The organism is Faecalibacterium longum (assembly GCF_040094125.1).
GTDB classification, from domain to species: Bacteria; Bacillota; Clostridia; order Oscillospirales; family Ruminococcaceae; genus Faecalibacterium; species Faecalibacterium longum.
Genome location: NZ_JBBNIH010000170.1, coordinates 215413 through 232470 on the forward strand (window position 1 = coordinate 215413; position 17058 = coordinate 232470).

Annotated in this window: 13 protein-coding genes; 6 read left to right on the forward strand and 7 right to left on the reverse strand. The window is 59.6% G+C overall.

Annotated features, from left to right (window positions below; all coding sequences use genetic code 11):
• Positions 1-273: 273 nt before the first annotated feature.
• Genes AAAU26_RS13335 through AAAU26_RS13355 form a run of 5 tightly spaced genes read left to right on the forward strand, consistent with a single transcriptional unit; the run spans position 274 to position 6234 of the window.
• Positions 274-2301 (forward strand): ABC transporter substrate-binding protein, encoded by a 2028-nt coding sequence (locus AAAU26_RS13335; RefSeq protein WP_227618417.1) that lies wholly within the window; start codon positions 274-276, stop codon positions 2299-2301.
• A gap of 27 nt (positions 2302-2328) precedes the next feature.
• Positions 2329-3279, forward strand: a complete 951-nt coding sequence (locus AAAU26_RS13340) for an ABC transporter permease (RefSeq protein ID WP_149795019.1) — start codon at positions 2329-2331, stop codon at positions 3277-3279.
• Positions 3279-4220 carry an ABC transporter permease gene (locus AAAU26_RS13345; RefSeq protein WP_158394810.1) on the forward strand — a complete coding sequence of 314 codons (942 nt, stop codon included), beginning with the start codon at positions 3279-3281 and terminating at the stop codon, positions 4218-4220. Before AAAU26_RS13340 ends, AAAU26_RS13345 begins: the two co-directional genes overlap by 1 nt.
• A 24-nt stretch (positions 4221-4244) precedes the next feature.
• Complete coding sequence (locus AAAU26_RS13350) at positions 4245-5300, forward strand: ABC transporter ATP-binding protein (RefSeq protein WP_015564696.1); 1056 nt, start codon at positions 4245-4247, stop codon at positions 5298-5300.
• Positions 5293-6234, forward strand: coding sequence for an ATP-binding cassette domain-containing protein (locus AAAU26_RS13355; protein WP_149795006.1), 942 nt, complete (start codon positions 5293-5295; stop codon positions 6232-6234). The genes AAAU26_RS13350 and AAAU26_RS13355 overlap by 8 nt, the downstream gene beginning before the upstream one ends.
• A gap of 132 nt (positions 6235-6366) precedes the next feature.
• Here the strand turns inward: AAAU26_RS13355 and AAAU26_RS13360 are convergent, their stop codons facing one another.
• The 5 genes from AAAU26_RS13360 to AAAU26_RS13380 form a co-directional block, all read right to left on the reverse strand.
• Positions 6367-7299, reverse strand: a complete 933-nt coding sequence (locus AAAU26_RS13360) for a CinA family protein (RefSeq protein ID WP_227618418.1) — start codon at positions 7297-7299, stop codon at positions 6367-6369.
• 26 nt (positions 7300-7325) lie between these two features.
• Positions 7326-8642, reverse strand: a complete 1317-nt coding sequence (locus AAAU26_RS13365; protein ID WP_227618419.1) for a competence/damage-inducible protein A — start codon at positions 8640-8642, stop codon at positions 7326-7328.
• 3 nt (positions 8643-8645) lie between these two features.
• Positions 8646-9845, reverse strand: a complete 1200-nt coding sequence (gene thiI, locus AAAU26_RS13370) for a tRNA uracil 4-sulfurtransferase ThiI (protein ID WP_158388729.1) — start codon at positions 9843-9845, stop codon at positions 8646-8648.
• A gap of 9 nt (positions 9846-9854) precedes the next feature.
• Entirely contained in the window at positions 9855-11006 is a 1152-nt protein-coding gene (locus AAAU26_RS13375) for a cysteine desulfurase family protein (protein WP_217210376.1), read from the reverse strand.
• A gap of 144 nt (positions 11007-11150) precedes the next feature.
• Entirely contained in the window at positions 11151-11438 is a 288-nt protein-coding gene (locus tag AAAU26_RS13380) for a hypothetical protein (protein ID WP_015564692.1), read from the reverse strand.
• Between the two features lie 168 nt (positions 11439-11606).
• Here AAAU26_RS13380 and AAAU26_RS13385 point away from each other — a divergent pair, with 168 nt between their 5' ends.
• Positions 11607-12491, forward strand: coding sequence for a GDSL-type esterase/lipase family protein (locus AAAU26_RS13385; protein WP_207676355.1), 885 nt, complete (start codon positions 11607-11609; stop codon positions 12489-12491).
• Positions 12492-12546: 55 nt separating this feature from the next.
• Here the strand turns inward: AAAU26_RS13385 and AAAU26_RS13390 are convergent, their stop codons facing one another.
• Both AAAU26_RS13390 and secA read right to left on the reverse strand, forming a co-directional pair.
• The gene (locus AAAU26_RS13390) at positions 12547-13779 is read right to left on the reverse strand and encodes a M20 metallopeptidase family protein (protein ID WP_227618420.1); all 1233 of its coding nucleotides are present in this window, start codon (positions 13777-13779) and stop codon (positions 12547-12549) included.
• A gap of 119 nt (positions 13780-13898) precedes the next feature.
• Positions 13899-16736, reverse strand: a complete 2838-nt coding sequence (gene secA / locus AAAU26_RS13395; RefSeq protein WP_015564689.1) for a preprotein translocase subunit SecA — start codon at positions 16734-16736, stop codon at positions 13899-13901.
• Positions 16737-17058 lie beyond the last annotated feature (322 nt).

Below are 17058 nucleotides of genomic sequence, written 5' to 3' on the forward strand. Positions count from 1 at the left end.
TATTTCATCTCTATGCAGAGTACAACTTTCTTTTGAAAGAAAAGGCATTTCACATTCCATTGACAACTATTTATTTCGATGGTACAATATATGTCGTGTTAAGGATTTTACGGGAGGAGCACAGGCGCAGACAGAGGGGTCTGTTTCTGCGCTCTTTTGTATTCTCTGGTAATACAGAGGGGCAGATAATCTCGTAGGAGTGGGAAATCGGCAGGGCAAGGTACCCTGCGCCATAGAGCCGAGACACGAAAGAATAATTGGGAGGAAAACACAATGAACGCAAATTTTGAGTCTCATTCCATCAGCCGCCGCAGCTTCCTCAAGGCTTCCGGCGTCGTGGGCGCTGCAAGCATCCTGGCCGCTTGCGGTGGTTCTTCCAGCAGCACTGCTGCCAGCACCTCCGGTGCTGCCTCCGGCGCAGCTGCACCCGCAGCCGACGCCATCACCGATTACGTCTCCTTCGAGACTGCCAACCGTGAGCTGGAGACCTGGAACTTCCTGTACAGCCAGTCCGCTTCCGACCTGAACGTCACCACCAACTGCTGGGACGGCCTGCTGAGCTTCGACTGCTACGGCAAGGCAGTGCCCGCCATCGCATCCAGCTGGGAGCACAACGAGGACTCCACCGTCTGGACCTTCCACCTGCGCGACAATGTCGATTGGTGCGACGTCAACGGCGAGGTCAAGTCTCACCTGACCTCCAAGGACTTCCTCGTGGGTCTTGAGTGGGTCCTGAACGCCCTCAAGAACGAGGCTTTCAACACCTCCATGCCTTCTGAGACCGTCGTGGGCGCTGCCGAGTACTACGACCTGACCAAGGACAAGGGCGACGCTGCTGCTGACATGACCTACGAGGATATGCTGGCTGCCGGTGTCGGCGTCGAGGCACCGGACGACTACACTCTGGTCTTCACCTGCAAGAACCCCTGCCCCTACTTCGACACTGTCGTTGCCTACAACAGCTTCTACCCCGCCTCTGAGGACCTCATCAACGAGCTGGGCATCGATGGCTTCCGCTCCTGCGACTACTCCACCATGTGGTACAATGGTCCGTACCTCATCGAGGAGTACATCCAGCAGAACACCAAGAGCTTCATCCCCAACCCCAACTACTACGCCGCAAACGACTGCACCCGTTTCGAGCATCACACCATCACCATGATCCCCGACCTGTCCATGGGCCTGCAGCTGTACGAGAACGGCGAAGTCGATAACATCGACCTGACCGAGTCCAACCTGACCACCATCACCTCCGACCCCAACAACGAGCACAACAAGTTCCTGTGCGAGAAGCGCCCCACCAAGTTCAGCTTCCAGATGCACCTGAACTTCCAGCGCAAGGATGAGAACGGCAATCTGGACGAGAACTGGAACAAGGCTGTTTCCAACCGCGCGTTCCGTCAGTGCTTCTACAAGGGCATCGACTTCACCAACTACTACGCCCGCACCAACAAGATCAACCCCCTGAAGTGCGAGAACGACTACTACACCATGCCCGGTGTCTGCTACAACACCAAGGGTGAGGAGTACACCACTCTGGTCGCCAAGGAGATGGGCTTCGACGGTCAGGCTTACGACGGCAAGACCATGATCCGCCTCCGCGACAACGGTGGCGACATCGCTGACCTGAAGAAGCAGGCCATGGAAGAGCTGAGCGCTATCGGCGTCACCTTCCCCGTCCACTGCCACCACTACATCAAGAGCGGCGATACCACTGCTCTGGATACCGCCACCGTTCTGAAGCAGTGCTTCTCCGACAGTCTGGGCGATGACTTCGTCGTGCTGGACATCGGCACCTATGTCTCTTCTCTTTATAAGGAAGTCCGTAACGTCCAGCTGCACTCCATCCTGCAGAACGGCTGGGGCGCTGACTTCGGTGACCCCGTCAACTTCCTGGGTCAGGAAGTCCTGAGCGACGACAACGCTTACTACGCTCAGACCACCTCCTGGATCGCAGCCGTCGAGGCCGACCCGAAGGATTACCAGAAGGAGCTGCTGGCTGATTACCAGGAGTTCACCGATCTGGTCACCGAGGCAAAGGCCATCGTCACCGATACCGATGCACGCTATGCCGCATTCGCAAAGGCTGAGGCTTCCATGCTGAACAACGCACTGTGCATCCCCTGCCTGTACGAGGTGCTCTGGTGCCTGACCCACGTCAACGAGTACACCAAGATCAACGCCATGTACGGTCCCTGCAACTACAAGGCCGTCAACTGGGAGACCCGTCAGGGCGACGGCTACACCACCGAGGAGTACGAGGCTTTCTCCGCTGCTTTCAATGCAGCAACCAAAGCCTGATGATTATTTTATAAAGGTTTGGTTATCATGTTAAAATACACCGTCAAGCGGCTGGCTCAGTCGCTCGTCACGATCTTATTGATCGCAACCATCGTCTTTTTGCTGATGCGCTGCCTGCCTACGGACTACTACTTCACGGAAGAACAGCTCATGAAGTTTACCGAAGAGCAGAAATACGCCGCGCTGGAAGCCGCCGGTCTGACCGACCCCATCGGCACCCAGCTGCTGCACTTCTACAACGATCTGCTCCATCTGGACTTCGGCACTTCCCGCCGCATCCAGAATGGCGCTTCCGTCGTGAAGGTGATCGGCAAGAAATTCGGCGTCTCCATGCGCCTCGGCCTCATCTCCGCCGGCATCTCTCTGCTGGTGGGCATCATGCTGGGCATCCTGCAGACCGCCTTCAAGGACAAGGTCTTTGACTGGATCGGCACGGCCTACACCGTTTTTGTCAACGCTGTGCCTTCTCTGGTCTCCTATTCGCTGGTGCTGGTCTTCGGCTCCAAATACCTGGGTTTCCCCACGCTGTACTCCACCCGTAATGTCGGCCCGTCCAGCGTGCTGCCCATCGTCTGCTTGTCGCTGGCGTCTATCGCAGGCTACGCTCTGTGGACCCGCCGCTACATGGTGGACGAGCTGACCCGCGATTATATCAAGCTGGCCCGCGTCAAGGGCCTGAGCTCCAGCGAGATCATGTTCAAGCACGTGCTGCGCAACGCCATGGTCCCCATGGTGCAGTATATCCCCCAGTCCATCCTGCTGACGGTCGGCGGCTCTCTGCTGATGGAGCGGTTCTTCTCCGTTCCCGGCATGGGTCCCCTGCTGACCGATGCCATCCAGCGCTATGACCTGAACGTCGTCCAGACTCTGGTCATCCTCTACGCTGCACTGGGCATCGTGGGTGTTTTCCTGGGCGACGTGCTGATGATGCTGGTTGACCCGCGCATTACTCTGACCGGAAAGGAGGCCGCACGCTGATGGCTAAAGCATCTGATTTTGAGGGCAAGAAGCAGGACGAACTGTTCTACTTCGTCGATTACTCTCCGGAGGAAGCCGAGCGTGTCGGCTACTCCAACTACAGCTACTGGGGTTCTGTCATCCAGAACTTCCTCAAGCACAAGGCTGCTGTCGTCTGCCTGTTCCTGTTCCTGTTCCTCGTCATCTTCTCCTTCATCGCACTGGCCATCGGCAAGTACGATTATCAGACGCTGGTGACGGATTCCTCTCTGGCCTTCCGGAAGCCCAACAGCGAATACTGGTTCGGCACCGACAACCTCGGCCGCGACTACTGGTGTCAGGTGTGGTACGCCACTCAGGTGTCCATCCGTCTGGCCCTCATCGTTGCCGTGGGCGAGAGCATCCTCGGCGTCATCATCGGCCTGATCTGGGGCTATGTCCGTAAGCTGGACCGCTTCTTCACCGAGCTGTACAACCTCATCGACAACGTGCCTTACATCATCTACATGACCCTGATCGCACTGGTCGTCGGCCAGAGCTTCACCATCATGGCCGTCTCGATGATCGCCATCGGCTGGCTGGTCATGGCCCGCCGCGTCCGCAACATGGTGTTCATGTTCCGTGACCGCGAGTACAACCTCGCGTCCCGCTGCCTTGGCACCCCGCTGTGGCGCGTTCTGACCAAGAACATCCTGCCCTATCTGGTCTCCGTCATCATCCTGCGCATGGCGCTGAGCATCCCCGCCACCATCAACCTCGAGTCCACCCTGTCCTATCTGGGCATCGGTCTGGGCATCGAGACTCCGTCTCTGGGCCTCATCCTGAGCAAGGTGCGCGGCTTCTTCCTCGATTATCCTTACCTGCTGGTCTTCCCCGCATCCATCGTGTCCATCATCTCCATTTCCTTCTATATCATGGGCAACGCTTTCTCGGATGCTGCTGACCCGCGCAACCACGTTTAACAGATGGGAGAGAAAATCACAAAAATGGATAGACAACCGATCATCTCTGCCAAAGACGTGGAGATCACCTTTAGCCTGCGCGGCAAGAAGCTGAACGCGATCCGCAAGTGCTCGCTGGACCTTTATGACGGCGAGACGTTGGCCATCGTGGGCGAGTCCGGCTCGGGCAAGTCCGTATTCACCAAGACCTTCGTGGGTATGCTGGATGTCAACGGTAAGATCACCGGCGGCTCCATCATGTACGAAGGCCGCGACATGACCAAGTTCACCGAGAAGGACTGGCTGGGCGTGCGCGGCAAGAAGATCGCCATGGTCATGCAGGACCCGATGACCAGCCTGAACCCGCTGAAGAAAATCGGCAAGCAGATCCAGGAGAGCATCGAGCACCATCAGGGTCTGAAGGGTGCGGAGGCCAAGAAGGCCGCCATCGAGATGCTGGCCAAGGTCGGCATCCCCGACCCGGAGCGCCGCTACGAGCAGTATCCGCACGAGTTCTCCGGCGGTATGCGTCAGCGTGTCGTCATCGCCATCGCTGCTGCCTGCCGTCCGCAGATCCTCATCTGCGACGAGCCCACCACCGCTCTGGACGTGACCATTCAGGCACAGATCCTGCAGCTCATCCGTGACCTGCAGAAGGAGCTGGGCATGTCCGTTATCTACATCACCCATGACCTGGGCGTTGTGGCAAACGTGGCAGACCGCGTGGCCGTCATGTACGCCGGCCAGATCGTCGAGTACGGCACCGTCGAGGAGATCTTCTACGACGCATGGCACCCCTACACCTGGGCTCTGCTGCAGGCTCTGCCTCAGCTGGGTACCAAGGGTGAAGCCCTGCCCACCATCGACGGTACGCCGCCGAACCTGTTCAATGAGATCAAGGGCGATGCATTTGCCCCCCGCAACAAGCACGCGCTGGCCATCGACTTCGTGGCAGAACCTCCGTTCTTCCAGGTGTCCGAGACCCACGCGGCAAAGACCTGGTATCTGGACCCCCGGGCTCCCAAGATGGAACGCCCGCACTCCATCCAGAACCTGCGTGAGAAAATGGGAAAGATGGGAGGTTCCAACTTAAATGGCTGAGCGTGAAAAGCTGATTGAGCTGAAAGACCTTCAGATCACCTTTGGCTCCGGCAAAAAGAAGTTCGTGGCCGTGGACCACGTCAATTTTGACATCTACAAGGGCGAGACCTTCTCGCTGGTCGGCGAGTCCGGCTCTGGCAAGACCACCATTGGCCGTGCCATCTGCCGCATCAACCCGACCTCGGGCGGCGACATCTTCTTCAAGGGCCAGAAGATCAACGGCAAGATCTCCAAGGAGCTGGACCGTGAGGTTATCCGCAAGGTGCAGATGATCTTCCAGGACCCCATGGCCTCCCTGAACGAGCGCGCCAAGGTCGAGTACATCGTGGCTGAGGGTCTGTTGAACCACCACCTGTACAAGGACCAGAATGACCTGCACGAAAAGGTCATGAACGCTCTGCACGAGGTCGGCCTGCTGCCGGAGTTCGCCTCCCGCTTCCCCCACGAGTTCTCGGGCGGCCAGCGTCAGCGTATCGGCATCGCCCGTGCGCTGGTCATGGAGCCGGAGTTCATCGTGGCCGACGAGCCCATCTCTGCACTGGACGTCTCCATCCGTGCGCAGGTGCTGAACCTGCTGAACAGCATGAAGAAGTCCCGCGGTCTGACCTACCTGTTCATCGCCCACGACCTGTCGGTCGTCCGGTTCATCTCGGACCGCATCGCCGTCATCAGCAAGGGCCGCATCGTGGAGCTGGCAGAGGCTGAAGAGCTGTTCCTCCATCCCCTGCACCCCTACACCAAAGCTCTGCTGAGCGCTGTTCCCATCCCCGACCCGGGTCTGGAAAAAAAGAAGAAGCTTCTGGTCTACGACCCCTCCATCCACGACTACAGCGTGGACAAGCCGGTGTGGGAGGAGATTGCCAACGGCCACTTCGTCTATGGCAACCAGAAGGAGCTGGAAGGCTACCGCAAGGAATATCAGAGCCAGCTCTAAGCACTGTCACTTGACTGTATTTTAACACAAATGCCCCGCCGCATTGGGAAGCATCCCATTGCGGCGGGGTTTTGTGCTGTATAAAAAGAGGCCGCTTCCCGTATTTCTGCCGGGAAGCGGCCTCTTTGTGTTTTATATCAGTCTTGCACCGGGCTTCGGCTCATGGACCTGCCAAAGGGTGACCCACTCGGGCAGATGCAGGGTCTTCAGGCGCTGGGGCAGGGCGGCGAGATCGCCGCCCGTGAGATACCACGCCACACCGAACGCCGCCAGTGCCAGGATCACCAGCACCGCCAGCAGAACGCGGAGAGGATGCTTCTTCTTTGGGGTGGGGTCCTTGCTCTGCGAACGGCCCGAAGGATCGCTCTGTTTGACCTGTCCGGCGGGAAGGAAGCCTGTCCCCTCGGCCTGCGGCAGACCGGCAGCGGCGCGGCGCACCATATCCAGCAGCCAGAGACCGGGGTTATCTGCGGCGGAGACGGTGCGGAGCCAGCAGCCTTTTTTGGTGCTGAGCACCAGCACATGGTCGCTTTCCCGCTCGGCACAGGCCACGGCCAGCTCTGTTCCCACGATGCGGCGGGCCGCCTGCGCCCGGGCGAGGGCCAGACGGACAGGGTCGGGTTTGTCCCCTTCCCCGCCGAGCTTGGCCCGGGCACGCTTTTCGATTTGGGGGCCGACCTTGGCGTCGGCATAGCTCATGGTGCCGAAGTCATAGACCTTCTCGGCACCGGGGACTTTCTCGAGCCGGGATTCCAGCAGCGCACCGGCGGCGGCATCGCCGCAGGCCAGCAGACGATCATGGGCTTCCAGCGCCTGCACGGCGGCAGCGGCCAGACTGGTATCGCCTGCACCGTATACGTCCGCACCAAAGCTGCTGCGGAGGCTCTGGGCCGCCTTTTTCAGTCCCGTGGGCGTGTCCGCATGGACAGCCAGCAGCGTCTCTGCGCCCCGGCTCTTCCACTGGGCCTCAGCCCTCCATTGGGGCGCAAACAGCGCCACAGCGGCCGCCAGCCGCCCCTGCGGCGCACCGTACAGGCGCAGCACACAGCGGGTCTCCTCTGCCAAATCCCATCAACCCCTCATTTTGATTTTTACCGGACGAACACCTCATCCAGTGCGGCCAGCGCTTCGTCGTCCGACTGCTGGGCTGCGGTGAGGGCCTGCGTCCCGGCAGGGACTTTGCCCTGTGCCAGACGCAGCACCAGTTCCAGTGCAGCCTGTGCGGCCCGGGCGCGCACCAGCGCACGGTCAGGCCGGGAGACGAAAAGCTTCTTGACGTAGGCCACGCCATCCCGGGCAGCGCCCAGATAAACGGTGCCGACAGGGCGCACTTCGTCGCCGCCGGTGGGGCCGGCCACGCCGGTGACGCTCACAGCGATGTCAGCGCCCGAAGCCTTTGCCGCGCCCAGAGCCATCTGTGCCGCCACGGGGGCGGACACGACGTTGTACTTTTCGATGACCGCCGGGTCCACGCCCACGAGCTTTGCCTTGGCCTGCTCCCAGTAGGTGACAAAGCCATAGCCGAACACCTCGCTGGAACCGGACACGGAGGTCAGGCGCTGTGCGATGAGGCCGCCGGTGCAGCTCTCGGCGGTGGCGATGGTCAGCCCCTTTTCCTGCAGGGTATGGACCACCGTCTCTTCCAGACCGGCCACATCCTCATCATACACCGCATCGCCCAGCATATCATAGAACTTTTTGGCATACGCGCGGCACATTTTTTCGCCGTCCTCGTCGGAGCGGGCGCGGGCGGTAATGCGGATCTCGCACTCACCGGTCTTGCAGTAGATGGCGGCGGTGGGGTTCGGGTTTTCCAGCAGGTCGCGCACCTTATACTCAATATCGCTCTCGCCGCCCAGCACACGGAGGGTAACGGAGTGGAGAGTGCAGTTCTGGCGCTCCATCAGCAGAGGGCGGACGCTCTCCGTCCACATGGCCTTCATCTCGTGGGGGACACCGGGCATAAGGACGGCACAGTGGCCGTCCTGCTCGAACCACGCGCCGGGGGCAGTGCCGTGGTTGTTGATGATTTTATGGCCCTTGGTGGGGACCATCGCCTGTTTGCGGTTGTTTGGAGTGGTCTCGCGGCCGGTGCGGGCAAAGTAGCTGGTGATCTTATCCCACTCGGCCTCATCGAAGGCCAGCTCATCCCCGAAGCAGGCGGCAACGGTCTCCTTGGTCAGGTCGTCCGCCGTGGGGCCGAGGCCGCCGGTAAAGACCAGCAAGTCGCAGCGGCTCTTGGCCTCGTTGACGAAATCAGCCAGACGGCCATGATTGTCACCGATGGTGCTCTCCCGCTGGACCGTGATGCCCAGATCAGCCAGCTCCCGGCTGAGGTACTGGGCGTTGGTGTTGAGGATATTGCCGAGAAGGAGCTCGGTACCCACACTGATGATCTCTGCTGTCATGGCTCAGCCCTCGAATTCCACGTCGTCGGTGATGCGCAGGCGGATACGCTCGGTGGCCTCTGCGGCCTCGGCTTCCAGCTCTGCCAGACCGGGCATCCCGGCCTCGGCTTCGAGGATCTCGCTCAGTTCGGGGCGGATCTTCGGGTGCGGCGGGGTAAAGATGGTGCAGCAGTCCTCGTAGGGCAGGATGCTCGTCTCAAAGGTGTTGATGTGGCGGGCCGTCTCGACGATCTCGGTCTTGTCCATGCCGATGAGGGGACGGAGGATGGGCAGGTCCTGGGCGGCGTCGGTACACTGCAGAGCCTTGACGGTCTGGCTGGCCACCTGTGCCAGGCTCTCGCCGGTGACGAGGGCTTCACAGCCCTGCTTCCTGGCGATGATGTTGGCAATGCGCATCATGCTGCGGCGCATGAGGACGGTGAAGAGAACATCGGGCGCGTTATCGCGGATATACTCCTGAGGCTTGGTATACGGCACCACAAAGAGGTTGGTGCTGCCGGTATAGGGGGTGATGAGCTGGGCCAGAGCCTTAACTTTTAGTTTTGCGCGTTCAGAAGTATACGGAGGGGACGCAAAATGGATGTGGTCGAGACCGAGGCCTCGCTTTGCCATCCGGTATGCCGCCACAGGGCTGTCGATGCCGCCGGACAGCATATTGAGGGCGCGGCCGGAGGTTCCGACAGGCAGACCACCCTCACCCTGTATTTTGGGGCCGTGGATATACGCACCGTAATCGCGGATTTCCACGATGACCTTGAACTGCGGGTTCTTGACGTCCACCCGCAGGTAGTTGTGCCTGCCCAGCAGATAGGCACCCAGCTCCCGCATCAGTTCGGGACTGGTCATGGGGAAGGTCTTATCGGAACGGCGGGCCTCGACCTTGAAGGTCTTGATGCCGTGGAGGCTGTCGCCCAGATAATCCTCGGCGGTCTGGCAGATGGTGTCGAAATCCTTCTCACAGACCACAGCACGGCTGAGGGCCGCGAGGCCGAACACCTTGCTCACCCGCTCAAAGGCGAGGTCCATATCAATATCTTCCTCTTCCGGCTCCATGTAGAAGGTGGACTGGGTGCAGTAGACGCGGAACTTGCCCACCGTCTTGAGACGGTAGCGCAGGATCTTCATCATCGTCGATTCAAACTGGTTGCGGTTGAGGCCCTTCAGGGACATTTCGCCCTGATAGCCCATAATGACTTCTCTCATCGTTACTCCTTACTTTTTGATTCTCTGCAAGTGCTTCATACCATCCTCAAAGCGCTCGAGGAAGGCATCCACATCCTCCGGGGTGTTGTCGGCACAGAAGGACACCCGGATGGCCGTGTCGATGGCCAGCGGGTCGCGGCCCATAGCCGCCAGCGTGTGGCTGGGCTGTCCTCTGCCGCAGGCACTGGCCGACGAGACGTAGATCTGCTTCTCGGACAGCCAGGCCAGCATCGTCTCACTCTTGATGCAGTTCTCGCTGAAATTCAGCACCTCAGGCACAGCGCCCGCCGGGCTGTTGATCTCCACCTCCGGGAACACAGAAAGCCCCGCGCGGAGGCGGTCGTTGAGGGCGCGCACAGCCTTGTCACGGCTCTTGATGCTGCCGGCCAGGCGGGTGGCCGCAGCGGCAAGGCCCAGCGCATAGGGCAGGTTTTCGGTGCCGGGGCGGAGGCCGCGCTCCTGCTCACCGCCCAGATAGGGCGGCTGGAACGCCTGCACCAGCCGGTCACTCAGGTAGAGCGCACCGATACCCTTGGGTGCGTGGATCTTGTGGCCGCTGACGGTCATCGTGTCAATGTTGTCCAGCTTGATGGGGACGCGCATCCACGCCTGCACAGCGTCCACATGGACGATGGTTCGGCTGTTACGGCGCTTGACCTCGGCAGCCAGACGCTCCACGTCATTGCGGGTGCCTATCTCGTTGTTGACCATCATGCAGGCCACGAGGATGGTATTCTTGTCCACGGCATCCAGCATCTTGTTGATGTCCAATGTACCGTCGGCCTGAGGCTTCACGACAGTGACGTTATAGCCCTGCGCGGCCAGACGTTCCAGCGGGCGCTGGACGCTGGGGTGTTCGAAGCCCGACACCACGATGCCTTTGCCGAAAGTGCGGGTCTGGGCGGCGCCCAGCAGGGCCAGATTATTGCCCTCGCTGCCGCAGGAGGTAAAGTACAGCTCCTTCGACTTGCAGCCCAGGGTGCGGGCCACAGCGGCACGGGCGGCGTTCAGGGCCTCTTCGCTCCGTGCGCCGGGGGCATAGAGGCTGGAGGGGTTGGCCCAGTGCTCCCGCATGGCTTTGTCTATCACGTCTGCCACCTCGGGAGCAACGATGGTGGTGGCAGCGTTATCCAGATAATGCAGTTCCGGATCATGCAGCATAATTTCATTCCTGCCTTTTGTGCATAAAATATCAGGATAAGTATACCACAAAGTTCCGCATAACGCAAAATATTTGCACAGCAAAAAAGGGACTGCTCCATGCAGGAGCAGTCCCTTTCAGCAGCTTGCGGTTCGCGTTTGGGTTCAGCCGTTCTCGTTTGCCTTCTGCAGCCAGATGCTGCCGATGTCCAGCGCATTGTACAGGCCGTTCTTGGTGGTCTGACGTGCCACGCGGGCCTCACGGGGCTTGGACTCATCGGTAGAGAGCAGCTGCAGATGGACCTTGTCTGCCACATCCACACCGCCCACGGTCTTGGTGGACTGGATTTGCAGATAAAGCACATACGGGTCGGTCATGCAGCCGTAATACAGCTCATTGTCCTTGCGGACGAGGGGCTTGCCTTTATAAGTCAGTTTCGGAGTAAATGGCATCGTGAAAGCCTCCCTATCATACTTGATTCACTTTAGTATATCATATTTATAACAGAAAACGCAAGGGCAGGCCCCCGGAATATGGGAATTTTTCCTCACGGGTTGCACGGGCCGGGGCTGTGCTGTATAATAGGGGCGAAAGTTACCATTCCGCCACAGGAGGACATTATGGCAGATTATCAGGAATATCGCCGCCGCATCCTTCACCGGCGCTGGCGCAGGATGTTCATCACCGCTGCGCTGCTCATCCTACTGGTGCTTCTGGCCGCTGTGGGCGTCCTCTGGAAGCGCCTTCACCGCGAGCCAGCTCCCAATACGGCCCAAGGCCCCACCATTCTGCAGCAGGAGCTGACCGGCAGCGAGTGGAACACCATCAGCTACACCCCGGCCCGACGCCTCAGTGTCCAGACCCTCGACAACGGGATGACTGCGATGGACTTCCGCCTCGCCGCCCAGCCTGCCAGCCCTGCCGTAGAGCGGAGCAGCTTTTCGGACGTGAGTTTTTTGGGCGACAGCCTGACACAGGGGATGCAGCTGTACGACACCGGCCTGCCCAACGCGCACTTCTGCGCCTATAAGGGCGTCGGCCCCAATGCCGTCGTCAACAACACCACCTGCCGCCGGGCCGATGGCGAAAAGGAAGTCCCGATGGAGGCGCTGGCCTCCCAGCAGCCCCGGGCACTTTACATCCTGCTGGGTACCAATGTGCTGACCTCTGACAGTGATTATACCAGCTTCCTCACCTATTACCGGCTGATGCTGGACATGATCTCGCAGGCACTGCCCAACACGAAAATTTACGTCCAGTCCATCACCCCGGTCCGGCCTGAAGTGAGCCAAAAGTCCCCCGGCCTCTACAAGGAGCGGCTCTGTGAGATAAACGATGCTCTTTCGGCCATCGCGCTGGAAAAGGGCTGCACCTTCCTGAACCTCTGGGAGGCGCTGGCCGACGAGAACGGCGACCTCATCGAGGAATACGCCCAGCCGGACGGCTACCATCTGCTGCCCGCCGGGTACGACGCATGGGTGGATTATCTCTGCACCCACACCTGATAGCGATAAAAAGGCCCTCTCAGCGCCGCTGAGAGGGCCTTTTGCTGTCTTAATATCAGAACGCGATGCCGGCGTTGTCGTACAGCCAGCGGAGTGCGAACCAGCCAAAAGCTGCAGAACCCTCGTAGAGGATGCTGTCGTCGAACCGCACCTTGGGGTGGTGCTGGCCGTAGCAGCAGCCCTGCTCCGGGCCGCCTGCGGCGATGAACATGCTCACAGTAGGCACTTCATGGCTCACGAAGGCGAAATCCTCGCTGCCGCCGCCGGGCTTGCCGCCGGTGAGGGCAGTCATGTCCATGGCGCCCTTCCCCAGCAGCTCGGTCATATAGTCCATCGCATTCTCGGCGAGGGGCTTGTCCACCACCATGCAGGGGCAGTAATCGGCGAAGGATACCTCTGCGGTGCAGCGGAATGCCGCCGCCACGCCCTGCGCGATCTCGGTCATGCGGGTTCGAATGAGTTCGCCGGTCTTATTCTCCGGGTCGGTAGTACGGATGGTCCCCCACATCTGGGCCACATCCGGGATGACATTGGATGCCGCACCAGCCTCGAAACGGCCGGTGGTCAGCACACCGAAGTCGCCGGGCTTCAGCTCCCGGCTGTTGATCTCCTGCAGGGCGATGTGGATGTGGGCCGCAGCCGTGATGGGATCGATGCAGTTTTCCGGGGTAGAGCCGTGACCGCCCTTGCCCTTGACCACGATATGGTACTGCTCACAGCTGGCCATCGTGATGCCGCCGCCCGGCACCAGCACCGTACCTACAGGCAGCGGCATTCCGGCCAGCACATGGAACATCACAGCGGCGTCCACATGAGGGTCTTCCAACAGGCCGCCCGCAATCATATCCGGGGAACCCTGGAAAATTTCTTCAGCAGGCTGGAATTCCAGCTTGACCGTTCCTTCCAGCTCGTCCTCATGGGCCTTGAGCAGCTTCGCTGCACCCAGCAGCATGGCCGTATGCATATCGTGGCCGCAGCCATGCATCTTGCCGGGAACTTCTGAGCTGAACTCTTCACCCGAGTCCTCGTGGATGGGCAGGGCGTCCATATCGGCACGCAACAGGATGGTCTTGCCGGGCTTTTTGCCGCCTGCCAGCGCAATGACACCAGCCTTGCCGCAGTCCTTCGGCTCATAGCCCATTTCCGTCAGCGCCTTCTTGACCAGTTCCTTCGTGTGGGGCAAATCGAAGCCCACCTCCGGGTGGCGATGGAGCGTCCGACGCCACTGCTGCAGCTGCGGCTCCAGTGCGCGGGCCTCCTTCAAAAGCTCTTCCGATGTGATATTCATACTCATCCGCTCCTTCTTTTTTAGGAAGCCGTTTTCATAAGCATTGCATCCCGCTTACGAAAACAGTTTCTCGATTCAGAAAAAGCCCTCCCGAGGGAGAGCTTTTTGCTGTGTTACGTTCAGCCCTCGGTGTGGCTTCCTTCGGGGTGGTACTTGGCACAGGTACACTTTTTCCACTTCAGGCCGCTGCCGCAGGGGCAGGGGTCGTTGCGGCCGATCTTGATGACGCGGACAGGCTGGCCCTTGGGTGCGCCCTTTGCGCCGGGTGCGCCGTTGCCAGGCACATAGCCCTCGCCGGTGGGTTTGGCCACCTGCTCACGCTTGGGGGCCTTGCCCGCCTCGCGCACCTCGATGGTCAGCAGCATCTTGACGCTGGACTCCCGGATGGAATCGACCATCTGGTCGAACATGTCAAAGCCCTCGATGCGGTACTCGACGACAGGGTCCTTCTGGCCGTAGCCGCGCAGAACGATGCCCTGACGCAGCTGATCCATGTTATCAATATGGTCCATCCACTGGCGGTCTACACACTTGAGCAGGCAGATACGCTCCAGCTCACGCATCAGGGGTGCGCCGTAGCGCTGCTCCTTGTCGTTCAGGACGTCCATGCCGCGCTGATACAGCATATCAGCGATGCTCTCCTGAGAGATGCTGTCGTAGTCAGCGACAGTGTAGTGGAAGTCGGCGTCGGTGGTCAGCCAGCCCAGATAGTGGCGGCGGAGCGCACCGAAGTCCCACTCGTCCTTCACATCGCCTGCGAGGAACTGCTTGCAGCTGGACTCGATATTCTCCTTCAGCATATTGTGCATCTCGGCGCTGATGTCCTCACCGTCCAGGACCTTGCGGCGCTGACCATAGATGATCTCGCGCTGCTGGTTCATGACGTCGTCGTATTTCAGGACGTTCTTGCGGATCTCGAAGTTCCGGCCCTCGAGCTTCTTCTGGGCAGACTCGATGGTGCTGGTGATCATCCGGTTCTCGATGGGGGTGTCCTCGTCGATGCCCAGAGTACCCATCAGGCTCTGCACGCGGTCGCCGCCGAACAGACGCATCAAATCGTCCTCGAGGCTCAGATAGAAGCGGGATGCACCGGGGTCGCCCTGACGGCCTGCACGGCCGCGCAGCTGGTTGTCGATACGGCGGCTCTCGTGGCGCTCAGTGCCGATGATGAACAGACCGCCAGCAGCGCGCACCTCTTCAGCCTCCGCTTCGGTCAGGGGCTTGTACTGAGCATACAGCTCCTCGAACCGCTTGCGGACAGCCAGAATGTTGGCGTCGGCAGTCTCACCATGGCCGTCGGCCTCGATGAGCAGCAGCTCCACGGCTGCAGGCAGAGCCTCCTCGGGCTTTTCGGGGTTCAGCAGCTTCTCGCAGAAGTGCTCCTTGCGCATCTGGGCCTTTGCCATATACTCAGCGTTGCCGCCCAGCATAATATCGGTACCACGGCCAGCCATGTTGGTGGCGATGGTGATAGCGCCCTTCTTACCGGCCTGTGCGACGATCTCTGCCTCGCGCTCGTGGTTCTTTGCGTTCAGCACATTGAAATCGCGGGTGTACTTCTGCAGCATCTTGGCAAGAGTCTCGCTCTTCTCGACGCTGACAGTACCCACCAGGACCGGCTGGCCGTTCTTGTGGCACTCCATGACCTGCTTGATGACGGCATTGTATTTTCCGTTGATGGTCTTGTAGATGGCATCCGGGTAATCCTTGCGGATGACAGGGCGGTTGGTGGGGACGGTAACGATGTTCAGACCGTAGATCTCGGTGAACTCAGTGGCCTCCGTCTTTGCCGTACCGGTCATACCGGACAGCTTCTTGTACATACGGAAGTAGTTCTGGAAGGTGATGGTTGCCAGCGTCTTGCTCTCGGCGGCGATCTTCACGCCCTCCTTGGCCTCGATGGCCTGATGGAGGCCCTCGTTGTAACGGCGGCCGATCATCAGACGACCGGTAAACTCATCGACGATGAGCACCTCGCCATCCTTCACGACGTAATCAATGTCGCGCTGCATCACACCGTAGGCTTTGATGGCCTGGTCGATGTGGTGGGCGAGGGTCATATTCTCTGCGGCAGCGAGGTTCTCGATCTTGAAATATTCCTCGGCCTTCTTGATGCCCTTAGCCGTCAGGGTGCAGGTCTTGTGCTTTTCGTCCACAATGTAATCACCGTCAGCCTGCTCGTCGGTCTCCACCTTGTCTTCCAGCTCGACCACGACGCTCTTGCGCAGAGTGCGGACGAAGCGGTCCACCTGGGTATACAGGCTGGAAGAGTCCTCTCCGCGGCCAGAGATGATAAGCGGCGTACGAGCCTCGTCGATGAGGATGGAGTCCACCTCATCGACAACGGCGTAGGCATGGCCGCGCTGCACCATGTTGTCTTTATAAGTCACCATATTGTCGCGCAGATAGTCGAAGCCGAACTCGTTGTTGGTGCCGTAGGTAATGTCAGCATTATAAGCTTCACGGCGGGCATCACCATCCATGCCCTGCACGATCAGGCCCACCGACAGGCCCAGCCAGCGGTAAAGCTTGCCCATCCACTCGCTGTCGCGCTTGGCGAGGTAATCGTTGACGGTGACGATGTGGACACCCTCGCCGGTCAGTGCATTCAGATAGGCGGGCAGCGTTGCCACAAGGGTCTTGCCTTCACCGGTCTGCATCTCGGCGATGTCGCCCCGGTGCAGGGCGATGCCACCGGTGACCTGCACCGGGAAATGCTTCATACCCAGCACACGCCATGCGGCCTCGCGGCAGACAGCGAAGGCATCGGGCAGAATATCATCCAGCGTTTTGCCGTCGGCCAGCTTCTGCTTCAGTGCAGGAGTCTGGGCCTGCAGCTCGGCATCAGACATCGCCTGATACTTGCCTTCCAGAGCCAGCACCTGTTTGGTGAGGGGGTTGATCTTTTTCAGTTCCCGATCAGAGAAGCTGCCAAAGAGTTTTTCAGCTAAGGACATTGGTCACACCTCATGATTCTTCAAAATAGCAAACGTCCGGGCCATTTTATTGCCCCAAAACGAATATTCACACATAAATATATGATACACCAAAAGCCCCATCCCGTCAAACCAGATGGTGAATTTTAGCCGGTTATTGAATGAATTTTCTGTAAATTCCTTCGACCTTTTAGACCACTGTATGGTATCGTCACTTTTCAATGTAGTATCAGACATGGTCTGTTGCGCCGCGCACCGCATGGCACAAAAGAAAACGCTCCAAGATTTCTCTTAGAGCGTTTTGATCAAGTCGGCGACTACCTATTTTCACAAGCCGTTTCCA

Bases quoted from the DNA above. Each gene is read 5' to 3' on its own strand.
- AAAU26_RS13335 (WP_227618417.1), top strand. From the start codon at position 274: ATGAACGCAAATTTTGAGTCTCATTCCATCAGCCGCCGCAGCTTCCTC.
- AAAU26_RS13340 (WP_149795019.1), top strand. From the start codon at position 2,329: ATGTTAAAATACACCGTCAAGCGGCTGGCTCAGTCGCTCGTCACGATC.
- AAAU26_RS13345 (WP_158394810.1), top strand. From the start codon at position 3,279: ATGGCTAAAGCATCTGATTTTGAGGGCAAGAAGCAGGACGAACTGTTC.
- AAAU26_RS13350 (WP_015564696.1), top strand. From the start codon at position 4,245: ATGGATAGACAACCGATCATCTCTGCCAAAGACGTGGAGATCACCTTT.
- AAAU26_RS13355 (WP_149795006.1), top strand. From the start codon at position 5,293: ATGGCTGAGCGTGAAAAGCTGATTGAGCTGAAAGACCTTCAGATCACC.
- AAAU26_RS13365 (WP_227618419.1), bottom strand. From the start codon at position 8,642: ATGACAGCAGAGATCATCAGTGTGGGTACCGAGCTCCTTCTCGGCAAT.
- thiI (WP_158388729.1), bottom strand. From the start codon at position 9,845: ATGAGAGAAGTCATTATGGGCTATCAGGGCGAAATGTCCCTGAAGGGC.
- AAAU26_RS13375 (WP_217210376.1), bottom strand. From the start codon at position 11,006: ATGCTGCATGATCCGGAACTGCATTATCTGGATAACGCTGCCACCACC.
- AAAU26_RS13380 (WP_015564692.1), bottom strand. From the start codon at position 11,438: ATGCCATTTACTCCGAAACTGACTTATAAAGGCAAGCCCCTCGTCCGC.
- AAAU26_RS13385 (WP_207676355.1), top strand. From the start codon at position 11,607: ATGGCAGATTATCAGGAATATCGCCGCCGCATCCTTCACCGGCGCTGG.
- AAAU26_RS13390 (WP_227618420.1), bottom strand. From the start codon at position 13,779: ATGAATATCACATCGGAAGAGCTTTTGAAGGAGGCCCGCGCACTGGAG.
- secA (WP_015564689.1), bottom strand. From the start codon at position 16,736: ATGTCCTTAGCTGAAAAACTCTTTGGCAGCTTCTCTGATCGGGAACTG.